The organism is Amycolatopsis sp. A133, assembly GCF_031082405.1.
GTDB lineage: Bacteria > Actinomycetota > Actinomycetes > Mycobacteriales > Pseudonocardiaceae > Amycolatopsis.
The window spans coordinates 83,291-103,208 of sequence record NZ_JAVHJU010000025.1 but is presented as its reverse complement, the minus strand read 5'-3'; the positions used below and the strand labels follow the sequence as shown (position 1 = coordinate 103,208).

Here is a 19,918-nt window from a genome sequence, read left to right as displayed (position 1 = left end):
GTCGAGAGATCCAGCGGCAACGCCCCCAGGCACGGGGAGCACTTGGTTTCGCCAGGCAGCAGCCGAGCGAACCGCTTGCATTCCGAGCATCGTGCTCGGGTGACCCCCACTGGCGCACGGTTGTTGCCATCGTCTAGCGTCTGCATTGTTCACACCTCGCGGTTGTGGACAGCGCAGGAGCGGCATGGTTGGTAGCCGAGTTTCCGCTTCTGCGCCTTACGGTTCCGCGTCGCCGGAAGAGGACGCGTTTCATCGCCGCACGACATAGCGCACGTTTTTAGTTGCAGTGTCTGACTTCTGGACTATCTACACGGGATTATTCTGGCTTGGTCTTCGCGCCCTGAATCTTCGCCGACACCTCCCCCGCTTGACGTCGTTCGTAGTCCGCCCAGTACAGGGATTCGTGGTGGTGGCCCCGGTCGACGTCGGCAACAAGCTCGTACATCCGGGCGTTCGCCTGGCGGTAGGCCAGCCAGACAGATGGGTTCGCGTCTGGCGCGGGCCGCCGGTCCATGGCGATCTCGTGCGCGTCCCGAAGGGTGCGCGGCTTATCCGGCGTCTTCATCACGCACCAGCCGAGCCATCGCGCGGGCTTCGAGAAGCGCCGCCAGGTCCTCCGCGCCGTCGCGGAGCTGGCGAAGGAACGTCACGCACGCCGGCCACATCGCCGGGTCGTCCGGCGGTCGGAGCGTCACCACGCACGGCGCGCCCGCGAGCACCAGCATCGGCGGGTGCGTCGGCTCCGAACCAGTCTCCTCGACCGTCAGTTCCGCTTGCGGGCCGACGACCCACGTCACGCCGAACCCGTCCCATCCGGTGGTCGACATGCCCTTCCTCACCTCGAACGCTGTACTTGTCGGCTTGAATCTCGAACGCCTCTGCCGCGGACATGACCGCCGCGTGCGCCCATCCGGGAAGCTCGAACTCGGCGGCAAGGCGACGCCAAGCAGCGGCGACCGCCCGCGACACCGACGGCAGCTCAGCGTCCGACGCGGCCGGGTATCGGGCGTAGGCCAGTTCCCAAGCCCGCACCAACTCCCACCGGCTCATGTCAGCTCCCCTGGTCGACGACCAGAATCGGCGCGGCTGAACTCGACCTGCGAGCGCCGCATGAAGTCCTCCGCCGCAACTGCCGACGCGTGACGCGCCCACAGCGGCACAGCCAGATCGGCGGACAAGGCACGCCAGGCAACCGCCACAGCGTGGTAAGCGAGAGCAAGACGCCGCACTGCCGCCAGGTCATCCGAAGCCGACCTCATCGCGGCGAACAGTGCGGCTGTCTGCTCCGCGTACGCCTCGTTCCACCGAGCGACCGCCTCACGCGACGGCCGCCCCGTCATCACGCGGCCTTCTGCTGACTGCCCGAGCCTTCACCGGCCGGCGTCTTCGCGGCAGCCTGCTTCGAGCCAGCGCTACGGCCCGGCTCACGCATGCCGGTCGCCCGCAGCACCCAGCCCTGGTACTTGAACTTCTCTCCCATCACCCGGGGCTCGACCATCAGGCCCTCAAACACGACCGGCCGGAAGTCGAACCCCTGCATCGCCGCCGGAGGCGGAACGGGCTGGACCCGGTCGAGAAGGATGACCGTGGCCGACTTGTCGCGGTCCTTCTCCGCCGACGGGTCGGTCACGGTGACCTTCCACTGCGGCAGGCCGGTCTGCTCGTCGATCTTCTGCTTGGGCTGCTTGCCTCGGGCCTTGTCCTCGTTGGAGACGTACTCCATGTCCGGTGTGACCGGACCGACGATCGCGGCTCCGGCCGGGAACACGACGTCGTGCTCGATCTCGAAGCGTGTCCCGCGCGCTACTGCCATGTCGGTACCTCCTGGTCAGGCGCCTCACTCGACGCTGCCTAACTTGGCTGGCTTGATCAGGTTAGCCAGGTTGGCTAGACAAGTCAACCAAGCTCGAATCGAGCTAGGCCGCTAGGCCGTCTAGACAGGTGATGGCAAGTCGCGGGACGATGTGCGCGCGCTATGAAACTTGCGCACACGAAACCCGTGGCTCGATGCCCAAGCTGGGCGAAGGAGGTAGCGACCGTGCCACTGGACCCGGACGACCCGAGGCCGCCGTATGTGCAGGTCGCCAACGCTCTCCGAGCTGCCATCCTCACGCGCAAGTTCTCTCCGGGGGACAAGCTTCCGTCTCGCAACGAGCTGGCGAAGAACTACAACGTCGCCCCGATGACCGTGCAGAACGCTCTTCGCGAGCTACGCGACGAGGGGCTGATCGTGTCGCGGCAGGGGAGCGGTGTCTTCGTCCGCGAGCGCACCGAGCGCCCGGTCGGCCTTCGTCCCCACATCGAACGAGCCTTTGAGGCCGAGGACGTCACGATCGACTTCGCTGGCTTCTCCGGTGAGACCCTGCACGGTGTCATCGCAGAACCGCTGGACAAGATCCGGATCGGCCGGCTTCGGCCCGAGTCGATCACCGTCCGCCTTTTGGTTCCAGACCCGACGCAGCCGTGGTCCCTGCCGGTCACCGTCGACGAGCATGCCGACAGTCCGCTATTCCGCAAGCGCGCCGAAGAGATCATGCGTCGGCACACCCTGGCCATCGTCGACTCGGTGACCGAACTCGCCGAATTGGGCTTGGTCAATAAGGCCACCGCACAGGTCCGCGTGCACCCGTCACCGCCGATGTTCAAGCTTTACCTGATTAACAACGAAGAGACGTTCTTCGGCTTCTACCCGGTTCGCGAGCACACCATCAACTTTGGCGGCGAGACCCAGGCGATGTATGACCTCATGGGCAAGGACGCAATCCTATTCCATCATTCGATCAACGACGACGACACGTCGACTGGCTCGCAGTACGTTGAGCAGGCAAGGCTGTGGTTCGATAGCTTGTGGAACAGCGTCGCCACGGACTACCGGCGGTGAAGGCGGCAGATGTGCTCGCCAGGGCACGCGCGTTGCTCCTCGACTTTGACGGCCCAATCTGCTCCGTCTTCGCGGGACTTCCTGCCTCAAGCGTTGCCGACCAACTGCGCGGAGTTCTCGCCGATGGCGGACACGTCGACGTTCCCGAATGGGTCGCAACGAGTGGCGATCCATTTGAAGTTTTCCAGTATGCCGCTACGCTCGGAAAAGACGAGGCTCGCTGCGTCGAAGCAGCTTTTGCTGCGCGCGAAGTCGAGGCAATTTCTAGCGCCATTCCAGCGAGCGGTGCACATGAACTCATCGAGGCGTGGTACGACTCCGGCAGAGCGCTTGCCGTTGTTAGCAACAACAATGCGTCTGCTGTCGGCGCTTATCTCGAACTCTACAATCTTCGAGGGATGGTCGATTTCATATCTGCGCGGACGGGGTCGGACGCAGCACTACTCAAGCCGCACCCTTATCTTTTGCGTCTGGCTCTTGCTGCGCTCATGGTAGCGCCTGGCGAGTCGGTTTTTGTTGGTGACTCTATTACCGATATTGAAGCCGCGCGATCCGCTTCTGTATTCTCTGTGGGGTACGCAAATAAGCCAAAAAAGTTCGACGACCTTACTGGTGCTGGTGCGGGCTTGGTCGTTAGTAGACTTCAGGATCTCCATATCGTGAACGTGCGATAAGTGTGGGGGTGGCTTGCCTGGCTATGAAACATTCCGAAAATCCGCCCCACTTGTCTTACACTTTGGCTGCTGCGGCTTTGTCGGCTTCAAGCAGTCCAGGAAGTAAGGAATCGATCTTCTTTTGTGCATCCCAGGGGGCGACTCTTATTCGAAGGCGGCTCGACTTCTGAGTCCAGATCGGAATCGAATTACTTATCCCGCTAAGCGATACCGGTGGCCGGCCAAAAGATTTATGTGGGCGGCCATGGGCTGTGTCTCCGCGATCTCCACCAAAGGAATCCATATCAGCGAGCCAGACGTCGTCTAGCTCTCCGTCGGTAAATCCAATTGGAAGAAGCAGTGCAAGGATGTTAGAACGTTTGATGCCCTGATTTTTATCGATCCGCTCGACGTACCATTTGACGCTTCTCTCTATCTCCAAGTCGCCTGTTTCGAAACTAAAGTTACCGCGAGGAAGCTGTGCAACGTTACTCCAATAACATGAAGTCTTGATGGATTCAAGTAGCGGGGACGAGGGTCTTCCGGATTTGTGCCGCATTAAAGCCGAGTGAGCCACTTTTCTGCATAGTTCCTCCAAGTAGAACTCGATCTGCGCATGACTCGCTACGATCATTGCATCAGCTGCAACAAAGTCGTCGTCTGCAGGTACCGGCCTGAATCCCCGATTGTACGTGCGCGATATGCTCTGCAGGGAAGCGCAGAGATCCGGATATATGAGTAATCTCTGTCTTTTCATCCAGGGATAACTTCCGCAACGGCTGGGCTAAGTTCCGAAAGGGCTCGCCCCCAATATGTTAGACGCGTCATCACGGCGCCTACAGACTTTGTGGTCGATGTGAGCGATTCGCTGAATTCTGCGTTGTTACGACATAAATCCTCGAAGAGTGGCTTTATTGACCCGCGGTGTTCCCCAAGGGTCCTCCGGATCTCAGGGTGTTGAAAATAGAATGCCATGATGTCCAGTACTGCACGATTGCGCGGGCGCTCGTACCCCCGGCTCGAGTAGCGCCGAAACGCTTCCTTTCCAAAAATAAGGGAGGTAAACGCGGCTGCTCTATCAAATCCTTCGGACGCTTGGCGAACTTCGCGCTCTGCCGACTGCCACTCACTATTAAAAAGAGAACATGTTTCATCGAGGAATGCGCGAAGGTTTCCTCGATATTCGCGAATCCTAAGGGTTAATGCGATATGACGTAGTAAAATTTCCGCGTCGCGCATCCTGAAATCTGGTTTTTTGATGTTCAAGAAGTTCTGGATGTGAGTGTCCTCACCAGAATGCTCCATCAGGTACTCCATGAACTTACCTGGATGAAGGGCGCGACGAAGTTCTTGTGGAGATAGTCCGACAACATTCGAGTTGAGGCGCAGAAAGGTTAGGTAAAGTAAGGCTTCGTTCGCCCATCCTCGCAGAACTACTGCTCGAATGGACTGGTTTTCCAGAGCGGCACTGTGTGCTTCTAGGTTGTCATCCAAGAAGTCTTCGTATGTTGCGCCTCGTAGGTTCGTGAGAACGTCCAGGCCGGTCAGGCGCAGGGGTGGTCCATCGAGCCCCGCGAATCGCTGAAGACTTCGCAGTCGTTGCTTGCCGTCTAGTACGATAAACTTCCCGCGGGCGCTGTTGCGTTCAGCCAGTATGAGTTGCGGAACCGGTATGCCTAGAAGAAGCGACTCGATAAAACGAGATTGCTTGGTCTGATTCCACACATCGCGGCGCTGAAAAGCTGGTTCGAGATCGAATCGGTCGCGACGAAGTTGCTCAATTATCGTCCCGACGGTCCAGTCCGTACTCCATGTGACAGTCGAGTCTTGTCGCACCTCGGAAGTAATGTCTTCTTCGGTTACGTCAAGGGACAAGTCCTCATCGTCTGACTGATTGCGTCGTGAGCTCATTGGTTCCTCTCAAGAACGGTCCGCCCGTTGGTACGTAGCGAGCCTGCGGCGACATGCGAATCGCATCGGTCGACCTCGGGGCCGCTCGACCTTGCCGAACTTACCTCTATGGGATCAAGCGGCGCGCGCGCCGGTGCCGGGCTCGCCCGGCCTCCGCTCCGCTCCGGCCGGCGGCCCGGCTAGTGCCACGTGCGGTACTTGACAAAGATCTCGTGCCCCCCATCCAGGCGTTCGCTCCAATCTGGGCACACCGGAAGGGCGCCCAGCTGGACCGCGGTCCGGATCACCTGCTCGATAGAGCACCGTCCCGTCATCACGTGGGCCTTGTTCTTCAGAACTGCCTCGTCGCGGAGCTGGCCCGATCCGATGTGGACGTGCGGCCGAAGCTCATGAGACCTACCAGACGGGTGCCAGTGGTAGCCCACAACTTCAGCTCCGCTGGGCGTGCTCAGGGAGTGTTGGTAGGCCTTCGTCGTAACGCGAAACGGCCCGCCAGCAGTACTCTCATCTTCGATGATCTCGTAGGTCAGCCCCAGGTCGAGGAGCAAGCGGGGCTCGCCCCGCAAGGCGATCGGGTCACCATTCGGAAAGAACATCGTGTACTGCGTCCCGAGGCTGTAGCCTCTAGGCGCAATCATGATCTTTGTACGAGCTACGCATGCAACAGCCCGTTCGATCGGCTGTACGAACTGCTGATACGCCTCGTATGCCGTCTTACCAGGCACTTGGCATGAGCATGGCAACGCGAGTGACACGTGGGTCGTCGTCCTCGCTGAACTTGCCTTGCTCCCAGCACTCGATGAAGTGCCCGCCGGACATCTGGAGGAGACGTCGTGCTTGCCGATCGAAAGCCGCCCAGGCATCTTCCTCTGGGACGGCTACGATTTCGACGTTCGGATCAGCACAGTCCGTGTTCATGCGCCAACCCTCCTCCATGTACGCGCCAACAAGTTGCACGTGACCTAGAGCGTAACCAGAGGATGCGGTGTTACGCATCCTCCAGACGGTGCTCCCCGCTGTAACAAAGATGTGACGCAGCGCTGTGGCATCGCTAGCCACCCCGAAGCTTGATCGTGACAACGGCCGGTGACGCCGCGTCAAGGCTGGGAAGCGTGCCTTGACCCGACGCCACCGGCCGCGTTCTGGCTTCGTATCGGGATGGCGGGGGAGCTGTGGGCGGTAGAGTGGGTATGAGCGAGCTGGCAGCGAGAGCCGCGAAGAGGGCATGATCATCTCCCCGGTTTTCCCCCGGGAAACGACGCAGAACGACGAGAAGCAGCGACCGGCCATGATCGTCTCGCGCGGACGTCTATGCAGGTGAAGACTGGTATCGACAGATGACGAGAACTAGCCGCTGACCTGGGCTTATTCTCCGTAGGTTCTGGGTTCGAGCCCCAGGCGGCCCACTACGATCATGCGTCTGACCTGCGGAAACATTCCGTCTGATGATCTTTCCGCAGGTCAAACGGGTCCGTGTGGCCCGTTGTGTGGCCGAGGTCGCCAGTCGCGGTGCTTGGGTCGACCTGCGAGCGCATTCCGACAGTGGATGTTCGATCCGCGGGTAGCGGTCATTTTTGTTGCTGTTGCTGGAAAATCGTTGATCCGGCGATGGGCGGTCGGTGCTGTGTCGCAGCAGCTTCTGCGTCCATGTTCGGCTGGCATGGTGTGTCCGCGGGCGTGGCCCGAAGGTCGCTCTGCGGCACTGGCGTTCAACCGGTTGATCTGGTTTGAGAGGCCGTTCTGGGCCTCTCTGACTTCGTTGACGTGGTCCAGGGTGTTCCGTCGCCCTTGCGGGTGACGACTTCGCCGTTCAGTTCGCGGCGGCCTCCGTCAAGGTCCTTGTCGGTGAGGTGTTCCCTGAGCCTGTCCGTCTTGGTGGGTTTGGTCGGGTTGGCGCGTGGTTTGACGGGTTTGACCTGGTCGTCGGTCATGGCATGTCGCGCGAGGCCGCCGACGGCGCCGACCGTCATCGTCCCGCCGATGGCGATGCCGGTCGCGGACACGACGTTAAGAGGTATGCCGACGATGGCGCCGACGCCGGTGGCGTCGAGGGCGATGCCGGCGCCTTCGCCCGCTGAACTGATGTAGGTCAGTGCCATATCGCCGACCGCGGCGGCGGTGTCGACCGGGTGGTTGAGCATGGCGTTGCCGAACGAGGCGAAGCTGTTCGCTGCGTGGGTGCCGAGGTCGGCGAGGAAGTTGCCGGCAGGAAGTGCCGGCCGTAGTCACCGAGCGTTTCCAGCAGAGCGCTGACCTTTCAGCGGTGCGCAGGGTCTTGAGCGCGATCTCCACCGTGCCACCACTCAGCCGGACCACGATCTCGGTGCGGTGGCGTTCGACGTGGGCCAGATCGCCGGTGAGGCGGCGCAGCCGCGGCTTGAGCTCGTGCTCCCATCCCTGCGGGTTCCCTTACTCAGGGGCTGAGCTGGAGCCGTGCGGTCGGCGCTGCGTGCCGTGTTCGCTCGGTGCCGGTCGCACTGCCAAGCGAACACGCGAAACCAGCTGAAGAGCCGGTGGCTCGATCAAGCGGTTGTGTTGCCGTGCGGGTTCGTGGCTTCGGAGGTAAGGGTGAAGCGCGGCGCCGCGCTCGAGTAGATCCGGACGTGGCCCCAGTCGCCGGCGATTTCGTAGTGGTTGTCGTGACGCTGGAGGCTGTCGATGTTGCCGAGGTCTTCTTCGCCGGTGGCGTCGCGGTAGGTCCGGGATGACCGTGTGACCCATTCGACCTTGGTGGCGTCGGTGATGGTCAGCACGGCGTCGGCGTAGCAGTGTGCTTCGTCCGGTCGCGGCTGGTGATAGCGCGGGTGTGACGAGGTCAGTACGGCCTCGAGCCGGAAGGTCAACGAGGTGGGTGTCTCGTCGATGGCGAGGACGAAGCTGTCTTCGAGGTAGACGTCGGCGAGGTCGGGGATGTCGGTGTAGTTCGTCATGTGCTCAGCGGTCCCAGGTGATCGGTGTGTGGTTTCCCAGGCTCTTCCTGGTGACCGGGTTGCCTTGCGGGTCGATGCGGACCCCGTCTTCGTTGCGCAGTTCGACGTGGGGGTTCTCGCTACCCGGGGCGCGGCCGCTGCCTTCCTTGAGGGTCATCCGGATGATGCCGTTGTCGTCGACGTACTTCGGCGGGCCGTTCGGTGTCTGCTGTCTCGTCCATCCCTTGGACTCGGCGTAGCGGGCCAGATCGGATGCCTTTGGTGGTGTGCCCTGGTCGAAGTACTCCTTCAGGGCCGCCTTCACCGGCGGTAGTTTCGGCGCGGCCGGGTCGGGTTTTTCTGCTGCGCGGGTGCCTTTGAGCAGCTTGCCGGCTGCGCCGCCGACGAGCAGGCCGCCCACGATTTGGCCGGTTGCTCGGCCCGGGTGGTCGGCCCAGTCGTCCCAGGCGATGAGGTTCTTGCCGAAGTCCACGGGGTGGGTGATGTTGTGCCACGCGGCCGAGGCGATGTCGGTCAGGCCCTCGTGGTCGGGGTTGCCTGGGTCGCCGATGGCGTAGACGAGGTTCCACACGCCTTCGCCGAACCCCTTGAACGCGTTCCAGGCGCCTTCGCCGAAGTCGGCGAAGAAGCCGCCGACGTCGTCGAGCCAGTCTGAGGCTGTGGGTGCGCCGCCGGCCTCGTCGGAGATGGTCTCGGCGGTCCGGTCCCCGGCTTCGGTGAGTTGCTGGCGGGCGCGGTTCAGTGTGTCGCGCGCCGCTTGCCGGTCGGCCTCGCCGGGATCGGAGAACGGCGCGACGGTCACTCGCGTGGTGTCACCGTTGGCCGCGTGCTGCCGATTCTGGGCGTCGGCGTTGGTGACGTCGCGGTCATAGCGGGCCTTCGCTTCCGCCGTTGCCGCCTGGCCTTGATTCCACAGCCGGATGGCGTCGCTCGCCTGGCCTTGCGCCCAGCGCAGGGTCTGCGCGTACCCGTTGAGTGCTTCGGCGACCGCGTCGAACGAGTCGGAGGCGGCCAGCCACTTTGTGGGTTCGTAGCTGAATTTGTCGTGGAACTTGGCCGCGGCCGGACCGGCCCATGAGTCGGTGTCGATCCGGCGGAGGCTGTCCCCGGCCTGTCCGGTTGCCCGGGACCGGGCGTGCAGTACCCGGGCGTTCTCCTCGATCGCGGCCGGGTCACCGGGAACGAGGGCGCGCGGATCGGCGGTCTCACCGAGTTCGGCCATCAGTCACCGATCGCCACGGTGCCGGGATCCGCGGGCAGCTGTCGTGCGGCCGCCTCGTCGATTCCCCGGTAGGCGTCAGCGGCGTGGGTGAGGCAATCGCCGATCACGCCGGCGTCCTCGGTCAGCGTGTCCAGTCCCGCGCTCCATCGCGCGCAGTAGTCCGCCAGCGCGTTGTGGACCCCGGCATGGCCGTAGAGTTCGGCGTCGCCGCAGAGGCCGCGCAGCTCGAATGTCTCCTGGTCATGGATGCTCTGGGTGATTCCCTTGCCCGCGTTGTCCAGGACGTCGACGTCGACGTGGAACCCTGGCCCGTCCACACTCACTCGGCGCCCTCCTCGCGCTTGACGGTGACCTCGGTGGTGGGCATGGCCTGCCGGGTGCGTTTCTGCTCGGCTCGTCGCCGTACCGCGGTGAGCGCCTGCGGCGGCACCATCCGGTTCAGGATCGGGAGCCGATGCTCGTCGTCCGGATCGAGCATCACGCCGATACCGATCGGCAGCTGTCCGAGAAGATCGGCGCCGGTGGTCGCATAGACGTCGCAATCTCCGAAGTGCGCGGCGAGCCGCTGCGGCGTGGAGAACACGAACGTCCACCGGCCACGGCCGGCGACGTCGACTGCCTCGACCCCGGGGCGAGCAGGTCGTCGCCCGTAGACCGTCGCCCAAGCGAACACCGGATCGAGCTCGTGAAGACCGCGCCGACCAGCCACCACGTCCTGTGCGCATCGGGCCACAACAGGTTCACTTTCTGCTTCTGCACCTCCCCCTTTCATGGCTATGAGTGTACTGCCTGCTGCAAACAGTGACATCCGTTGCCGAAGCAGTGCCCGACACCGGGCGACACTTCGCGACACTGAAAAGCGGTGAAGATGTCGACCGAACTGCATTTATTGGCAGCGAGCGGCATTGAGTGACACTCGCCGACATTGTTTTCCCGCAATCTTTTAGTCCGTAGGTTCTGGGTTCGAGCCCCAGGCGGCCCACCGACGAGTGTGGGCGATCAGCCGCTGATCACGCCGATGGCGATGCCGAGCATCGCGGTGTTGTAGATGAACGAGAGCACGCCGTGCGCGAGGATTCGCAGCCGGATCCCTGAAGTGCGTGACTCGACGTCGGAGACCGCGAACGTCGTGCCGACCGTGAACGAGAAGTACGCGAAGTCGATGAACGTCGGGTGCTCAGAGCCGGGGAACACCAACAGCTTCTCGGGCAGGGCGCTGTAGTACGCCTGCGCGTAGCGGTCGGCGTAGCCGAAGTGCAGGATCGCCCACGCCAGCAGCACGGCGGGCACACCCGCGGTCTTGCCGAGCAGCGCCGCTTGGGTGTCCTCCTTGGTGAGCACGATGGTCAGGCCGGACATGATCCCGATAAAACTCGTGCACAAGGTGAACAGGGTGCCGCTGCGCCGGCCCAGCGCGCTCTTGACCCACGCGCCCTGGTTGTCGCCCGCCCGCTTGCCGCGGCTGAGGCGGATGACGCGGGACGCGAGGTAGACGACGGCGATGAGGTCCCACAACGCGATCCACCTGATGTCGTCCGACAAGAAAATCGGGACGCCGAGCAGGACGAGCGTGCTCTCGATGATCCGGGACAGCACGATTGACGGGCTGAAGCGCATGACCTTCCTTTGTTGAGAGCGCAGGAGCGCGGCGTCGGCCCCGCGGGCCGCAGCCCGCGGGAGCCGGGGTCAGCCTGCGGCCCGCACGATGAGCCTGACGACCGTGTCCGGGTGGGACACCGCTACGGAGTGCGACGCCCGCTCGACGGTCACGGTGGCGCGTGCGCCGGCCCGGTCGGCCATGAACTTCTGCGCCCGCACGGGGATGTTCTTGTCGGCGCCGGCCAGCACGAACCACGACGGGATGCTCGCCCAGGCGGGTTCGCCGGACGCCTCCTCCAGGGCAGCGCCCAAGATGGGGCGCTGCGTGCTGGCCATGACGGCCGCCTGTCGCGCCGGCACGTCAGCTGCGAATTGCTGCCGGAAGAGCGCGGGCTTGATGTAGAGGTCCTGCGAGCCGTCGGGCAGGGGGACCGGTGCCAGCGTCTCACCCAGCGTGCTGCCGGGGTACTTCCCGGCGAGGTCGGCCGCGGATTCAGCCTTGGCGGGGGCGAAGGCGGCGACGTACACCAGCGCCTTCACCTTCGGGGAACGTGCCCGCACGTTCGTGATGACGGCACCGCCGTAGGAGTGGCCGACGAGCACCACGGGCCCGTCGATGCCGGCGAGACGCGCGTCGAGGGCTTCGGCGTCGGAGCGGACTCCGCGCAGGGGGTTGGCCACGGCGATCGCGGTGAAGCCGCGCTGCTGCAGCTGCTCGATGACGGGGGTCCAGCTGGCGCCGTCCGCAAAAGCGCCGTGGACGAGGACGATCGTGGGCTTCGGTCCGCCTGCCGGGCGGGCCGCTACTGCGCTCGACGTGCCGAACCCGGCGACCGCGGCGAGCAGGGCCAGCAGAACGGTGATGCGTACGGTGACGCGGTGGGTGAGCTTGTGCATGTCCGGCTCTCAGTCTGCGATGAAGGCGATCAGGGCGGCGTTGACCTCGGCCGCGTGGGTGAGCAGCAGGCCGTGCGGAGCACCGTCGATCTCGACGTAGCGCGCGCCGGGCAGGCGGCGGCGGAACTCGCGCGCGGTGGCGTCGATCGGCAGGATGCGGTCGGCGGTGCCGTGCAGGATCAGCGACGGCACGTCGATGCGCTCGAGGTCGGCCCGGAAGTCCGTCAGCCACGTCGGAACGCACGCATACGCCGCCACCGGTGCCGAGCCGATGGCGGTGACCGAGTTCGCCCGGAGCGCGGCCTCGCTGAGCCGGGAGCCGAGCGTCTCATCGGTGTTGAAGAAGTCGACGAAGAAGCTCTCGAACCACGCGTAGCGGTCGGCCTTGGCCTGCTCGGCGATGCCGTCGAACACCGACTGCGGCACGCCCGCGGGGTTGTCCTCCGTCTGCAGCAGGAACGGCGGGAGCCCGCTGAGGAAAGCCGCCTTCGCGACCCGCTCCGAGCCGTGGGTACCGAGGTAGCGGGCGACTTCACCCGAGCCCATCGAGAAGCCGACGAGGACGACGTCACGCAGGTCCAGCTCGGTCAGGACCTGGTTCAGGTCGCCGGCGAAGGTGTCGTAGTCGTAGCCCGTCATGGTCTGGCTCGACCGGCCGAAGCCCCGGCGGTCGTAGGTGATGACGCGGTGGCCGGCTTCGACCAGCGCCTGGGTCTGCTTCTCCCACGACCGCCCGTCCAGCGGGTAGCCGTGGATCAGGACGACCGGCCGGCCGGAGCCATGGTCCTCGTAGGAGAGCTCGATGTCGGTCGAGCCCTCGGTGCCGACGGTGATCGTCGCCATGGTGTGCCTTCCCGCCCGTCCGCCGGGTGCGGACCGGGCATGGCACGAACCTAGGGAGCGAACCGGATCCCCCGCGTCCGTCAGACGACGTCTTCGGCATACGTCATCGCGGCGCCCAGCACCGCCGCGAGCTCGCCGCGGGAGGTCACCCCCAGCTTGGGGAACATCCGCTGGAGGTGGGTGCTCACCGTCCTGGGCGAGACGTACAGCCGTTCGCCGATCTCGCGGTTCGTCAGCCCCTGCGCGGCGAGCTGGGCGACGTGGAGCTCGGTCGAGGTGAGCCGGTCGACGGCGGCCAGGTCCCGGCGAGGGGAGGACGCGCCCGCGGCGCGCAGCTCTTGGCGTGCCCGCTCCACCCAGGCTGATGCGCCGAGCGCGTCGAAGACTTCGCGTGCGGCCTGCAGGACGACGCGGGACTCCGCGGGGCGCCGGTGCCGCCGCAGCCACTCGCCCAGGGCGAGGTGCACCCGCGCCCGCTCGAACGGCCAGTCGACGGGAACGGCGTCGAGGGCCTCCCGGTAGCGCGACTCGGCGGCGGCCGGCGGGCTGAGCAGGGCGTGGCCGAGGCGCAGCCCGCAGAGCAGGGCGGGGGAGGATGTCAGCTCGCCGAGCGGGGTCAGCTCCTCCAGGACGTCCCGCGCCGCCTCGGCGGAGTCGCTGCGCACGGCCGCTTCGACCAGTTCGGCGACGCCGTAGAAGCGCAGCCAAGGGTGGAACGCCGGGTCGGCCGGGTCGAAAACGCGGCGCAGGTGCCCGAAGGCGTCGCCGTAGCGCCCCTGGCAGAGGGCGGCCTGCCCGCGGGCCATCTGGACGATGGCCAGCGCCGGGCGCGCGCCGCCGGGGAGGGCGGTGCGCTCCGCCTCCGCTGCCCACGCCTCCGCCTGCGGGTCGCCGCAGACGGCGGCGAGCTGGGCGCGGATGGCGTGCACCATCGCGTGCACGAGGGGCTGACCGGTCTCGCGGGCCAGTTCGGCGGCCTCCTCGGCGGCGAGGTGGCCGGCGCGCACGTCACCGAGCCGCGCGGCGCTCCCCGCCTGGACGCAGAGGGCGCGGGCCAGCATCGACAGCCGGCCCTGGGCCCGCAGGGCGTCCAGCGACCTCGCGGTCAGCCGGCTCGCCAATGCGGGAGCCCCCACGGTCACCGCGGCACCGCCCAAGAGCTGATCGCCCTCGGGATCCTCGGACGAACGCTCCAGCTGCCCGGCCAGTGACTCGAGGACGGCTCGCCCATGCTCGACCGGCGCGCAGTACGCCCGCAGGGCCACCAGGTCGGCGTTGTCCGCGTCCACCGGCATCCGGTCGACGGCGGCGGCGACCCGGCGGCGGGCGGCCCGCCCCGGCTCTCCCCAGAAGCAGTGCAGGACCGCGCCCCACAGCATGCGCAGCCCCAGCACGGGCTCGCCGGCGGCGAGCCCGACGGCCAGCTCGGCCAGCTCGGCGGTCGCGGTGCCCTCACCCTGCGCCGACCCTTCGACCAGGGCGATGCCGACCCAGGCCGCACGGCCCTGGTCCCGGACCGAGAGGTCCAGCGACCGCGCCTGGGCCAGCAGGTGCGCCGCGACGTCCGGTTGGCCCGACTCCAGGGCGAGCTCGGCCGCGCGCAGCAGCCGGTCCGCGCGAGCGGACGGGTCCGCGGTCAGCTCCGCCGCTCGCCGCAGCGCGGCCAGGGCCGCGGCGACACCGCCCCGCCGCAGGGCCCGCCCGGCGGTGGAGTCCAGGTCTCGCGCGGCGTGCTCGTCGGGACCGGCGGTGGCGGCGGCGCGGTGCCACGCCTGCCGGTCGGGCTGCCCCTGGAGCTCAGCGGCGAGCGCGGCGTGTGCGGCCTGTCGTTCGGCGGCGGTCGCAGCGTGGTGCAGCGCCGAGCGGACGAGCGGGTGCCGGAAGACCATCCCCCACCCCTCCACCAGGCCCGCATCGACCGCCGGCCCGAGGGCGGCGACGTCGACCGCGGTTCCGAGCATCCGGGCCGCGGCGGCGAGGCACTCGTCCAGCGTCCCGTCACCGTTGAGGGCCGCGAGGAGCAGCACCGCCCGGGTGTCGGCCGGAAGCCGGGAGACCCGGGCCGTGAAGGTGCGCTCCAGCCGCTCGGTCAAGGGCAGCGGACCCGGCGTGAGCGCGTACGCCCCACCGACCGACCGCAGTGCGACCGGCAGCTCGGTCAGCGCCAACGGGTTCCCGGCCGCCTCCTCCAGCAGCCGCCGTCTGACCTGCTGGCCCAAGCCGGGGGCCACCGCGTCCAGCAGCTCGCCCGACACCTCGGCCGTCAGCGGGTCCAGGTCCAGCACGGGCAGCCCGGCACCGCCGAGCCGGTCGTCCAGGCCGCGGGTGACGACGACCAGGGCGAGGGGGTCGGACTCGATCCGCCGCGCGACGAACCCGAGCACGTCGAGACTGGCCCGGTCCATCCAGTGGGCGTCCTCGACGACCACCAGCAGCGGTGCCTTCACCGCCGCGTCCGACAGCAGGGTCAGCGCGGCCAGGCCGACGAGGTAGAGGTCGGGCACGGCCTCGTCGGCGAGCCCGACGGCTGCGCGCAGCGCGGCACGTTGCGGTCCGGGCAGGTCGTCGATCCCGTCTCGCAGCTGGTGGACCAGCTGGTGCAGGCCGGCGCAGGCGACGTCCTCCTCCGACTCCACGCCCACCGCCGTGAGCACCCGGATCCCGTGGCCCGCAGCCCGCGCCGCCGCCTCGGCGACGAGCGTCGACTTGCCGATCCCGGGTGCGCCGAGGACGACCACCGCGCCGCCCGAGCCGGCGGCGGCGCGCTCGACCAGGGCGGCCAGTGCGGCGCGCTCTGTGTCGCGACCCAGCAGCGCCGGTCGTTGCATGCCCCGCTCCGTCTCCTCCGTGCGGCTCCCGCTGCCCGCCGGGCGCCGCGTCCTCGCCCGCACAATGACACGCGAGGCGTTTCCCGGGAGAGGGAGGGCCGCTGCCGCGACACTCGTGCTCAGAACTGCAGCGACTGAGTGCCACAGACGACGGCGAGGGCCAGGCGGTCGGCGTCTTCGGTGCCGGGCTCGGCGGTGTAAACGGTGATGCGCAGGTCGTCCAGCGTGACGAGCAGCGTGTCGCAGTCCAACGTGATCCGGCCGACCGCCGGGTGGTCGACGGTCTTGCGCCGGGACGGGTCGGCCGGGGGCGGCGGTGCTTCGGCGTCCCAGAGCTCGGCGAAGCGCGGGCAGCCGGAGGTCAGGTCGGCGATCAGGCGCCGCAGCGCGCGGTCGGCCGGGTAGCGCGAAGCCGTCAGGCGCAGGTCGGCCACGAGCCGGGCTTCGTGTTCGGCCTGCTCTCGCGAGGTGTGCACGACCCGTGAAGGCAGGCGGGCGACGTTGCGCCAGACGGCGTTGCGGTCCAAGCCGCGCCAGGTGGTCGTGTCGCCCATGAGCGCGTCGTAGGGGGCGTTGGCCAGCACGAGTGTCCAGCTGGCGTCGTAAACGACCACCGGGGTGTGCGAGAGCCGGTCGAGCAGCCGCTGCACGCTCGGGGACACCCGTGACGACACGACGTCCGGGCCTGGTGCGGCGTGCCCGGCCAGCCGGTAGAGCAGGTCTCGTTCGGCGTCGGACAGGCGCAGTGCGCGCGCCAGCGACTCCACCACTTGAGCCGACGGGGCGGTCGCGCGTCCTTGCTCGAGGCGGGTCAGGTAGTCGGCCGAGATGCCGGCGAGCGCGGCCAGCTCTTCGCGGCGCAACCCGTCGGCCCGGCGTCGGCGGCCCACCGGCACGCCGACGGTTTCGGGTGTCATCCGGTCGCGCCAGCGGCGTACCGTCCGGCCGAACTCCCACGCTTCCACGCTGCCCAGTCTCCTCGGGTCCGCCTGGGTTGTCCTGGCCCTGGCAGTCCTACGAAAACCGGACGACTGCCTGCCGTGCGGCTGTTCCCGCAGGCTGGGGCCATGACCGAACCCGGAACCGTGCTGATCACCGGCCCGACGCGCAACCTGGGCCGCCACGCCGTGCTGGCCATGGCCGGCCGCCATGAGGGGCAGCGACCCGACCTGCTGCTCGTCGGCCGCGCCGGCCGCGACCTGACCGCGGTCGCGGAGGAGGCCCGCGCCCTCGGTGCGCGCGTCCACGAGATCGGCTGCGACCTGGCGAGCCTGGCCGACGTCCGTGCGGCCGCGGCCACCGCGCGCGGCCTGCTCGCCGACGGCGTCGTCCGGCCGCTGCGAGCGTTGGTCGCCAACGCCGGCGTCATGTCGGCCGACACCCGGCAGTCCTCGTCGGACGGTTACGAACTGACCTTCGCCGTCAACTACCTGGCGCACGCCCAGCTGATCGGAGACCTGCTCGGCTCCTTCACCGCCCCGGCTCGGGTCGTGCTCGTCGGATCGAACACCTATCACGCCAACTTCTGGCGCAAGCTGCTGCACGTGCCCGAAGCCGAGTGGGCCGATCCCGTCTTGTTGGCGCGCCCGGCTGCCGGTGGGCAAGAGCCGGGTATGGCCGCCTCCGGTGTCGCGTATTCCAACGCCAAGCTGGCGATCCTGTACTACGCCCACGAGCTGCAGCGCCGAGCCGGCGCCGGGATCAGCGTGTCGGTGTTCGAACCGGGCTGGATGCCCGGCACCGCGCTGGGCCGCGGCGCACCCGCGGCACTCCAGGCGATCAGCCGGGCCGTGGGCCGGATTCCGGGCGTGTCGACGCCGCGGCGTTCGGGGCCGCTGCTGGCCGCGATGGCCCTCGACGACAAGTGGGCAAACCTGCGTGGCGGCGCGTTCGTGGTCAAGACCAAGCCGGTGGAGGTGCGGCCGGTCGCCCACGACCGCGATCGCGAGCGGCGCCTGTGGGAGGCGACCATCGAGCTGTTGGAGCGTGCGGGCGCGTCGCGTTAGCGCGGCCCGGGAGATCGGGGGCCTCTTCGAGCGGCAGCGGACATAACTGAGGGCCGGAGGCATGCGTGCCTCCGGCCCTCAACGTGGGGTGAGCTGTGCTGTTACTTGCCCAGGAGCGCGGTCGGCGACCCGAGGGTGGCCGGAGCGTGCTGGGTCGGCGGGGCGGTGACCGCGCCGGTGTTGTAGCGCCCGGCCTGGGTCAGCGGTGTGCTGCCGGTCAGCTGGGTCAGCCCGGCGAGCGAGGCCAGCTGGGTCACGTCGGCCACCCCGTTCAGCGCCGGGAGAACTCCGCCGGTGCTCGGCAGCAGCCCGCCCAGCAACGGAAGCCCCGCCGCGGGGGCGTCCGCGCGACGGTCGTTGGCCGGCGCCCCCGGCTGGGCCGCGGCGGTGTTCAGGCCGGTGACCCGGGTGCCCTCTTTGAAGTCGAGGGGCCGGGTGGAGACGGTTCCGTGCAGCGGCAGCGTCGGCAGCTCGCGGTCGACCGTGGCCCGGGCCGGCTCGGCGTCCGCCGCGGCCGTCAGCGGCACGGTGGCCGGGAGAACGGGCATTTCGGTGGCCGCCAGCTCACTGCCCAGCGGCGCGTTGAGGTCCGGTTCCGGCAGCTCGCCGTCGACCGCGGCGCTCGGCGCCGGAAGGTACTGGAGCAGGTGAAGCGGAACCGTGTGCAGGACCGGGGCGGGACGCTGCTGCTGGGCGCCGAGGGGCAGCACCGTGCCGAGGGCCTGGGCCGGGTGCTGCAGATCCACGCCGGTCGAGGCCGCCTGAAGTTCGTCGGTGGCGCCGTTCACCGTGTCCGCGACACCGGGAAGCCCGGAATTCGGGACGAGCTGGTCCACCGGCGAAGCGGGCACTCCGGGGTCGACGACCTCGGCCGCGGAGGCGACGCCGGTGCCGACCGTCAGCAGGCCACCGCTGAGCAAAGCAACCTGCAGGGTGCGCTTCGTCTGGATTCGCATGACAAATACTCCTTCGAGAACACAAGGGAAAGGTGAAAAACGTTCGCTGAATGCGAAAGGACACACCGGCAGAAAGCCGGTAGGGATCAACCGTGAACACGCCCGACGCGAGCAGGCGCGGGCTTGCCGGGCCGAAAAGGCCAGGGGTGTATCAGTCCGGTGTGACGCCGGGCTGGATTTCCGCCGATGCCACGGCTTGGTGCAGCACGCGGTTCCGGCGGTGCGAGGGCTGCGGGTGCTCCGCGGAAGGCGGCTGCACCACGTCACCGCAACTGCGGTCGTGGCCGGAGCTCAGACCGGCAGTGGGCGGAACCACGCAGGACGGCAGCCACCACTGTCCGGCGAACCCGCTTGCGCCGTGATCGGACCGGGCGTCGGTGTGCAGCGGACCGGCGATCGCGGTTGTGGCCGCGCGAACCGGGATCGCCACCGAGGAGCGGCCGGCTGATCCTTCCCGCGGGGTGCTGTTCGCCGGAGCGCGGGTGAGGTCGTCCGGCCCCGCGGCATCGGTACCGGCAACCGGCGGTTCGACGTAGTCGCGAGGGCTGTCGGCCGGCTCGGCCAATCCCGTCAGGTCGGTCGCGGTGGCGGCAATGCGCCCGACCGCGAGGACGGTAGCGGGCACCGCGCTCGTTTTGAGCACGTCGGCCAGCCGGGCTGTGTGCGCAGCTGCTCCGGACAGTTCGCGCGTACGGGCCAGGGCGGGCGTCGCAGCGTCGCGTACCACGGGAACGGCGTCCGTCACCTGCAAAAGCACGGGCGGCTGCGCGTCGCCGATGGTGGTCACCACGGCCGGGGCAGCGGACCCGATCGGCCCGTCCGCGACCTGAGTGACGGTGCTGGCCGAAGCCGTGGCCGTCAGCCACGCGAGCGCCGAAACCGCAGCGGCGCCGCCGACCACTACCAGCGCGCGCACGAGGATCCGACCGGCGTTCGCCGTGTCGTCTCCTCGCTTCGTCGCACTGGTCACGATCGCGATCCCACCTGTTCACCGGCTCTTCCGCCGACTGCGTTCAATCACACCGATTCGGCCGCTCCACCATAACCGCAAGCCATTCACCGCTCCGTCCTTACCCCGCTTCCCGGGCGCGGCGAATCGGAATTCGATCGATGCGAGCGTCCTGGTCATGGCACCGACCAGCGGTCTTTTATTCACCGAGCCGAACAGTTGCACCTTCGGCGCAGCTTCGTC

At 67.5% G+C, this 19,918-nt stretch carries 19 protein-coding genes; 3 read left to right on the top strand and 16 right to left on the bottom strand.

Annotated features, from left to right (window positions below; genetic code table 11):
* Positions 1–316 precede the first annotated feature (316 nt).
* The 3 genes from Q5425_RS19215 to Q5425_RS19205 form a co-directional block, all read right to left on the bottom strand.
* A complete protein-coding gene (locus tag Q5425_RS19215) occupies positions 317–565 on the bottom strand; it encodes an AMED_5909 family protein (protein ID WP_308673625.1) in 249 nt (82 codons plus the stop codon).
* Positions 549–827, bottom strand: coding sequence for a hypothetical protein (locus tag Q5425_RS19210; protein ID WP_308673624.1), 279 nt, complete (start codon positions 825–827; stop codon positions 549–551). The genes Q5425_RS19215 and Q5425_RS19210 overlap by 17 nt, the downstream gene beginning before the upstream one ends.
* Before the next feature lie 512 nt (positions 828–1,339).
* On the bottom strand, positions 1,340–1,813 hold the full coding sequence (locus Q5425_RS19205) for a hypothetical protein (RefSeq protein ID WP_308673623.1): 474 nt from the start codon (positions 1,811–1,813) through the stop codon (positions 1,340–1,342).
* A gap of 225 nt (positions 1,814–2,038) precedes the next feature.
* Between Q5425_RS19205 and Q5425_RS19200 the strand changes: the two genes are divergently transcribed.
* Positions 2,039–2,881 carry a GntR family transcriptional regulator gene (locus Q5425_RS19200; protein ID WP_308673622.1) on the top strand — a complete coding sequence of 281 codons (843 nt, stop codon included), beginning with the start codon at positions 2,039–2,041 and terminating at the stop codon, positions 2,879–2,881.
* Entirely contained in the window at positions 2,878–3,555 is a 678-nt protein-coding gene (locus tag Q5425_RS19195) for an HAD-IA family hydrolase (RefSeq protein ID WP_308673621.1), read from the top strand. The genes Q5425_RS19200 and Q5425_RS19195 overlap by 4 nt, the downstream gene beginning before the upstream one ends.
* A gap of 732 nt (positions 3,556–4,287) precedes the next feature.
* Here the strand turns inward: Q5425_RS19195 and Q5425_RS19190 are convergent.
* The 11 genes from Q5425_RS19190 to Q5425_RS19140 form a co-directional block, all read right to left on the bottom strand.
* Positions 4,288–5,409 (bottom strand): DUF262 domain-containing protein, encoded by a 1,122-nt coding sequence (locus tag Q5425_RS19190; protein ID WP_308673620.1) that lies wholly within the window; start codon positions 5,407–5,409, stop codon positions 4,288–4,290.
* A gap of 1,745 nt (positions 5,410–7,154) precedes the next feature.
* Positions 7,155–7,586: a polymorphic toxin type 28 domain-containing protein gene (locus tag Q5425_RS19185; RefSeq protein ID WP_308673619.1), complete on the bottom strand. Its 432-nt coding sequence runs from the start codon at positions 7,584–7,586 to the stop codon at positions 7,155–7,157.
* A 381-nt stretch (positions 7,587–7,967) separates the two neighbouring features.
* The gene (locus Q5425_RS19180; RefSeq protein ID WP_308673618.1) at positions 7,968–8,375 is read right to left on the bottom strand and encodes a hypothetical protein; all 408 of its coding nucleotides are present in this window, start codon (positions 8,373–8,375) and stop codon (positions 7,968–7,970) included.
* A gap of 4 nt (positions 8,376–8,379) precedes the next feature.
* Positions 8,380–9,597: a putative T7SS-secreted protein gene (locus Q5425_RS19175; protein WP_308673617.1), complete on the bottom strand. Its 1,218-nt coding sequence runs from the start codon at positions 9,595–9,597 to the stop codon at positions 8,380–8,382.
* Entirely contained in the window at positions 9,597–9,920 is a 324-nt protein-coding gene (locus Q5425_RS19170; RefSeq protein WP_308673616.1) for a hypothetical protein, read from the bottom strand. The genes Q5425_RS19175 and Q5425_RS19170 overlap by 1 nt, the downstream gene beginning before the upstream one ends.
* The gene (locus Q5425_RS19165; RefSeq protein WP_308673615.1) at positions 9,917–10,369 is read right to left on the bottom strand and encodes a hypothetical protein; all 453 of its coding nucleotides are present in this window, start codon (positions 10,367–10,369) and stop codon (positions 9,917–9,919) included. Before Q5425_RS19165 ends, Q5425_RS19170 begins: the two co-directional genes overlap by 4 nt.
* 227 nt (positions 10,370–10,596) lie before the next feature.
* Positions 10,597–11,214, bottom strand: coding sequence for a DUF1345 domain-containing protein (locus Q5425_RS19160; RefSeq protein ID WP_308673614.1), 618 nt, complete (start codon positions 11,212–11,214; stop codon positions 10,597–10,599).
* A 69-nt stretch (positions 11,215–11,283) separates the two neighbouring features.
* Complete coding sequence (locus tag Q5425_RS19155) at positions 11,284–12,093, bottom strand: alpha/beta hydrolase (RefSeq protein ID WP_308673613.1); 810 nt, start codon at positions 12,091–12,093, stop codon at positions 11,284–11,286.
* 9 nt (positions 12,094–12,102) lie between these two features.
* On the bottom strand, positions 12,103–12,936 hold the full coding sequence (locus tag Q5425_RS19150; protein WP_308673612.1) for an alpha/beta hydrolase: 834 nt from the start codon (positions 12,934–12,936) through the stop codon (positions 12,103–12,105).
* Positions 12,937–13,016: 80 nt separating this feature from the next.
* A complete protein-coding gene (locus Q5425_RS19145) occupies positions 13,017–15,764 on the bottom strand; it encodes an AAA family ATPase (RefSeq protein ID WP_308673611.1) in 2,748 nt (915 codons plus the stop codon).
* Between the two features lie 119 nt (positions 15,765–15,883).
* On the bottom strand, positions 15,884–16,729 hold the full coding sequence (locus tag Q5425_RS19140; RefSeq protein WP_308673610.1) for a helix-turn-helix transcriptional regulator: 846 nt from the start codon (positions 16,727–16,729) through the stop codon (positions 15,884–15,886).
* 102 nt (positions 16,730–16,831) lie between these two features.
* Between Q5425_RS19140 and Q5425_RS19135 the strand changes: the two genes are divergently transcribed.
* Entirely contained in the window at positions 16,832–17,770 is a 939-nt protein-coding gene (locus Q5425_RS19135; RefSeq protein ID WP_308673609.1) for an SDR family NAD(P)-dependent oxidoreductase, read from the top strand.
* Between the two features lie 101 nt (positions 17,771–17,871).
* On the opposite strand, the gene Q5425_RS19130 is transcribed toward Q5425_RS19135, so the two are convergent.
* Positions 17,872–18,726: a hypothetical protein gene (locus tag Q5425_RS19130; protein ID WP_308673608.1), complete on the bottom strand. Its 855-nt coding sequence runs from the start codon at positions 18,724–18,726 to the stop codon at positions 17,872–17,874.
* A 151-nt stretch (positions 18,727–18,877) separates the two neighbouring features.
* A complete protein-coding gene (locus tag Q5425_RS19125; protein ID WP_308673607.1) occupies positions 18,878–19,627 on the bottom strand; it encodes a hypothetical protein in 750 nt (249 codons plus the stop codon).
* Positions 19,628–19,918 lie beyond the last annotated feature (291 nt).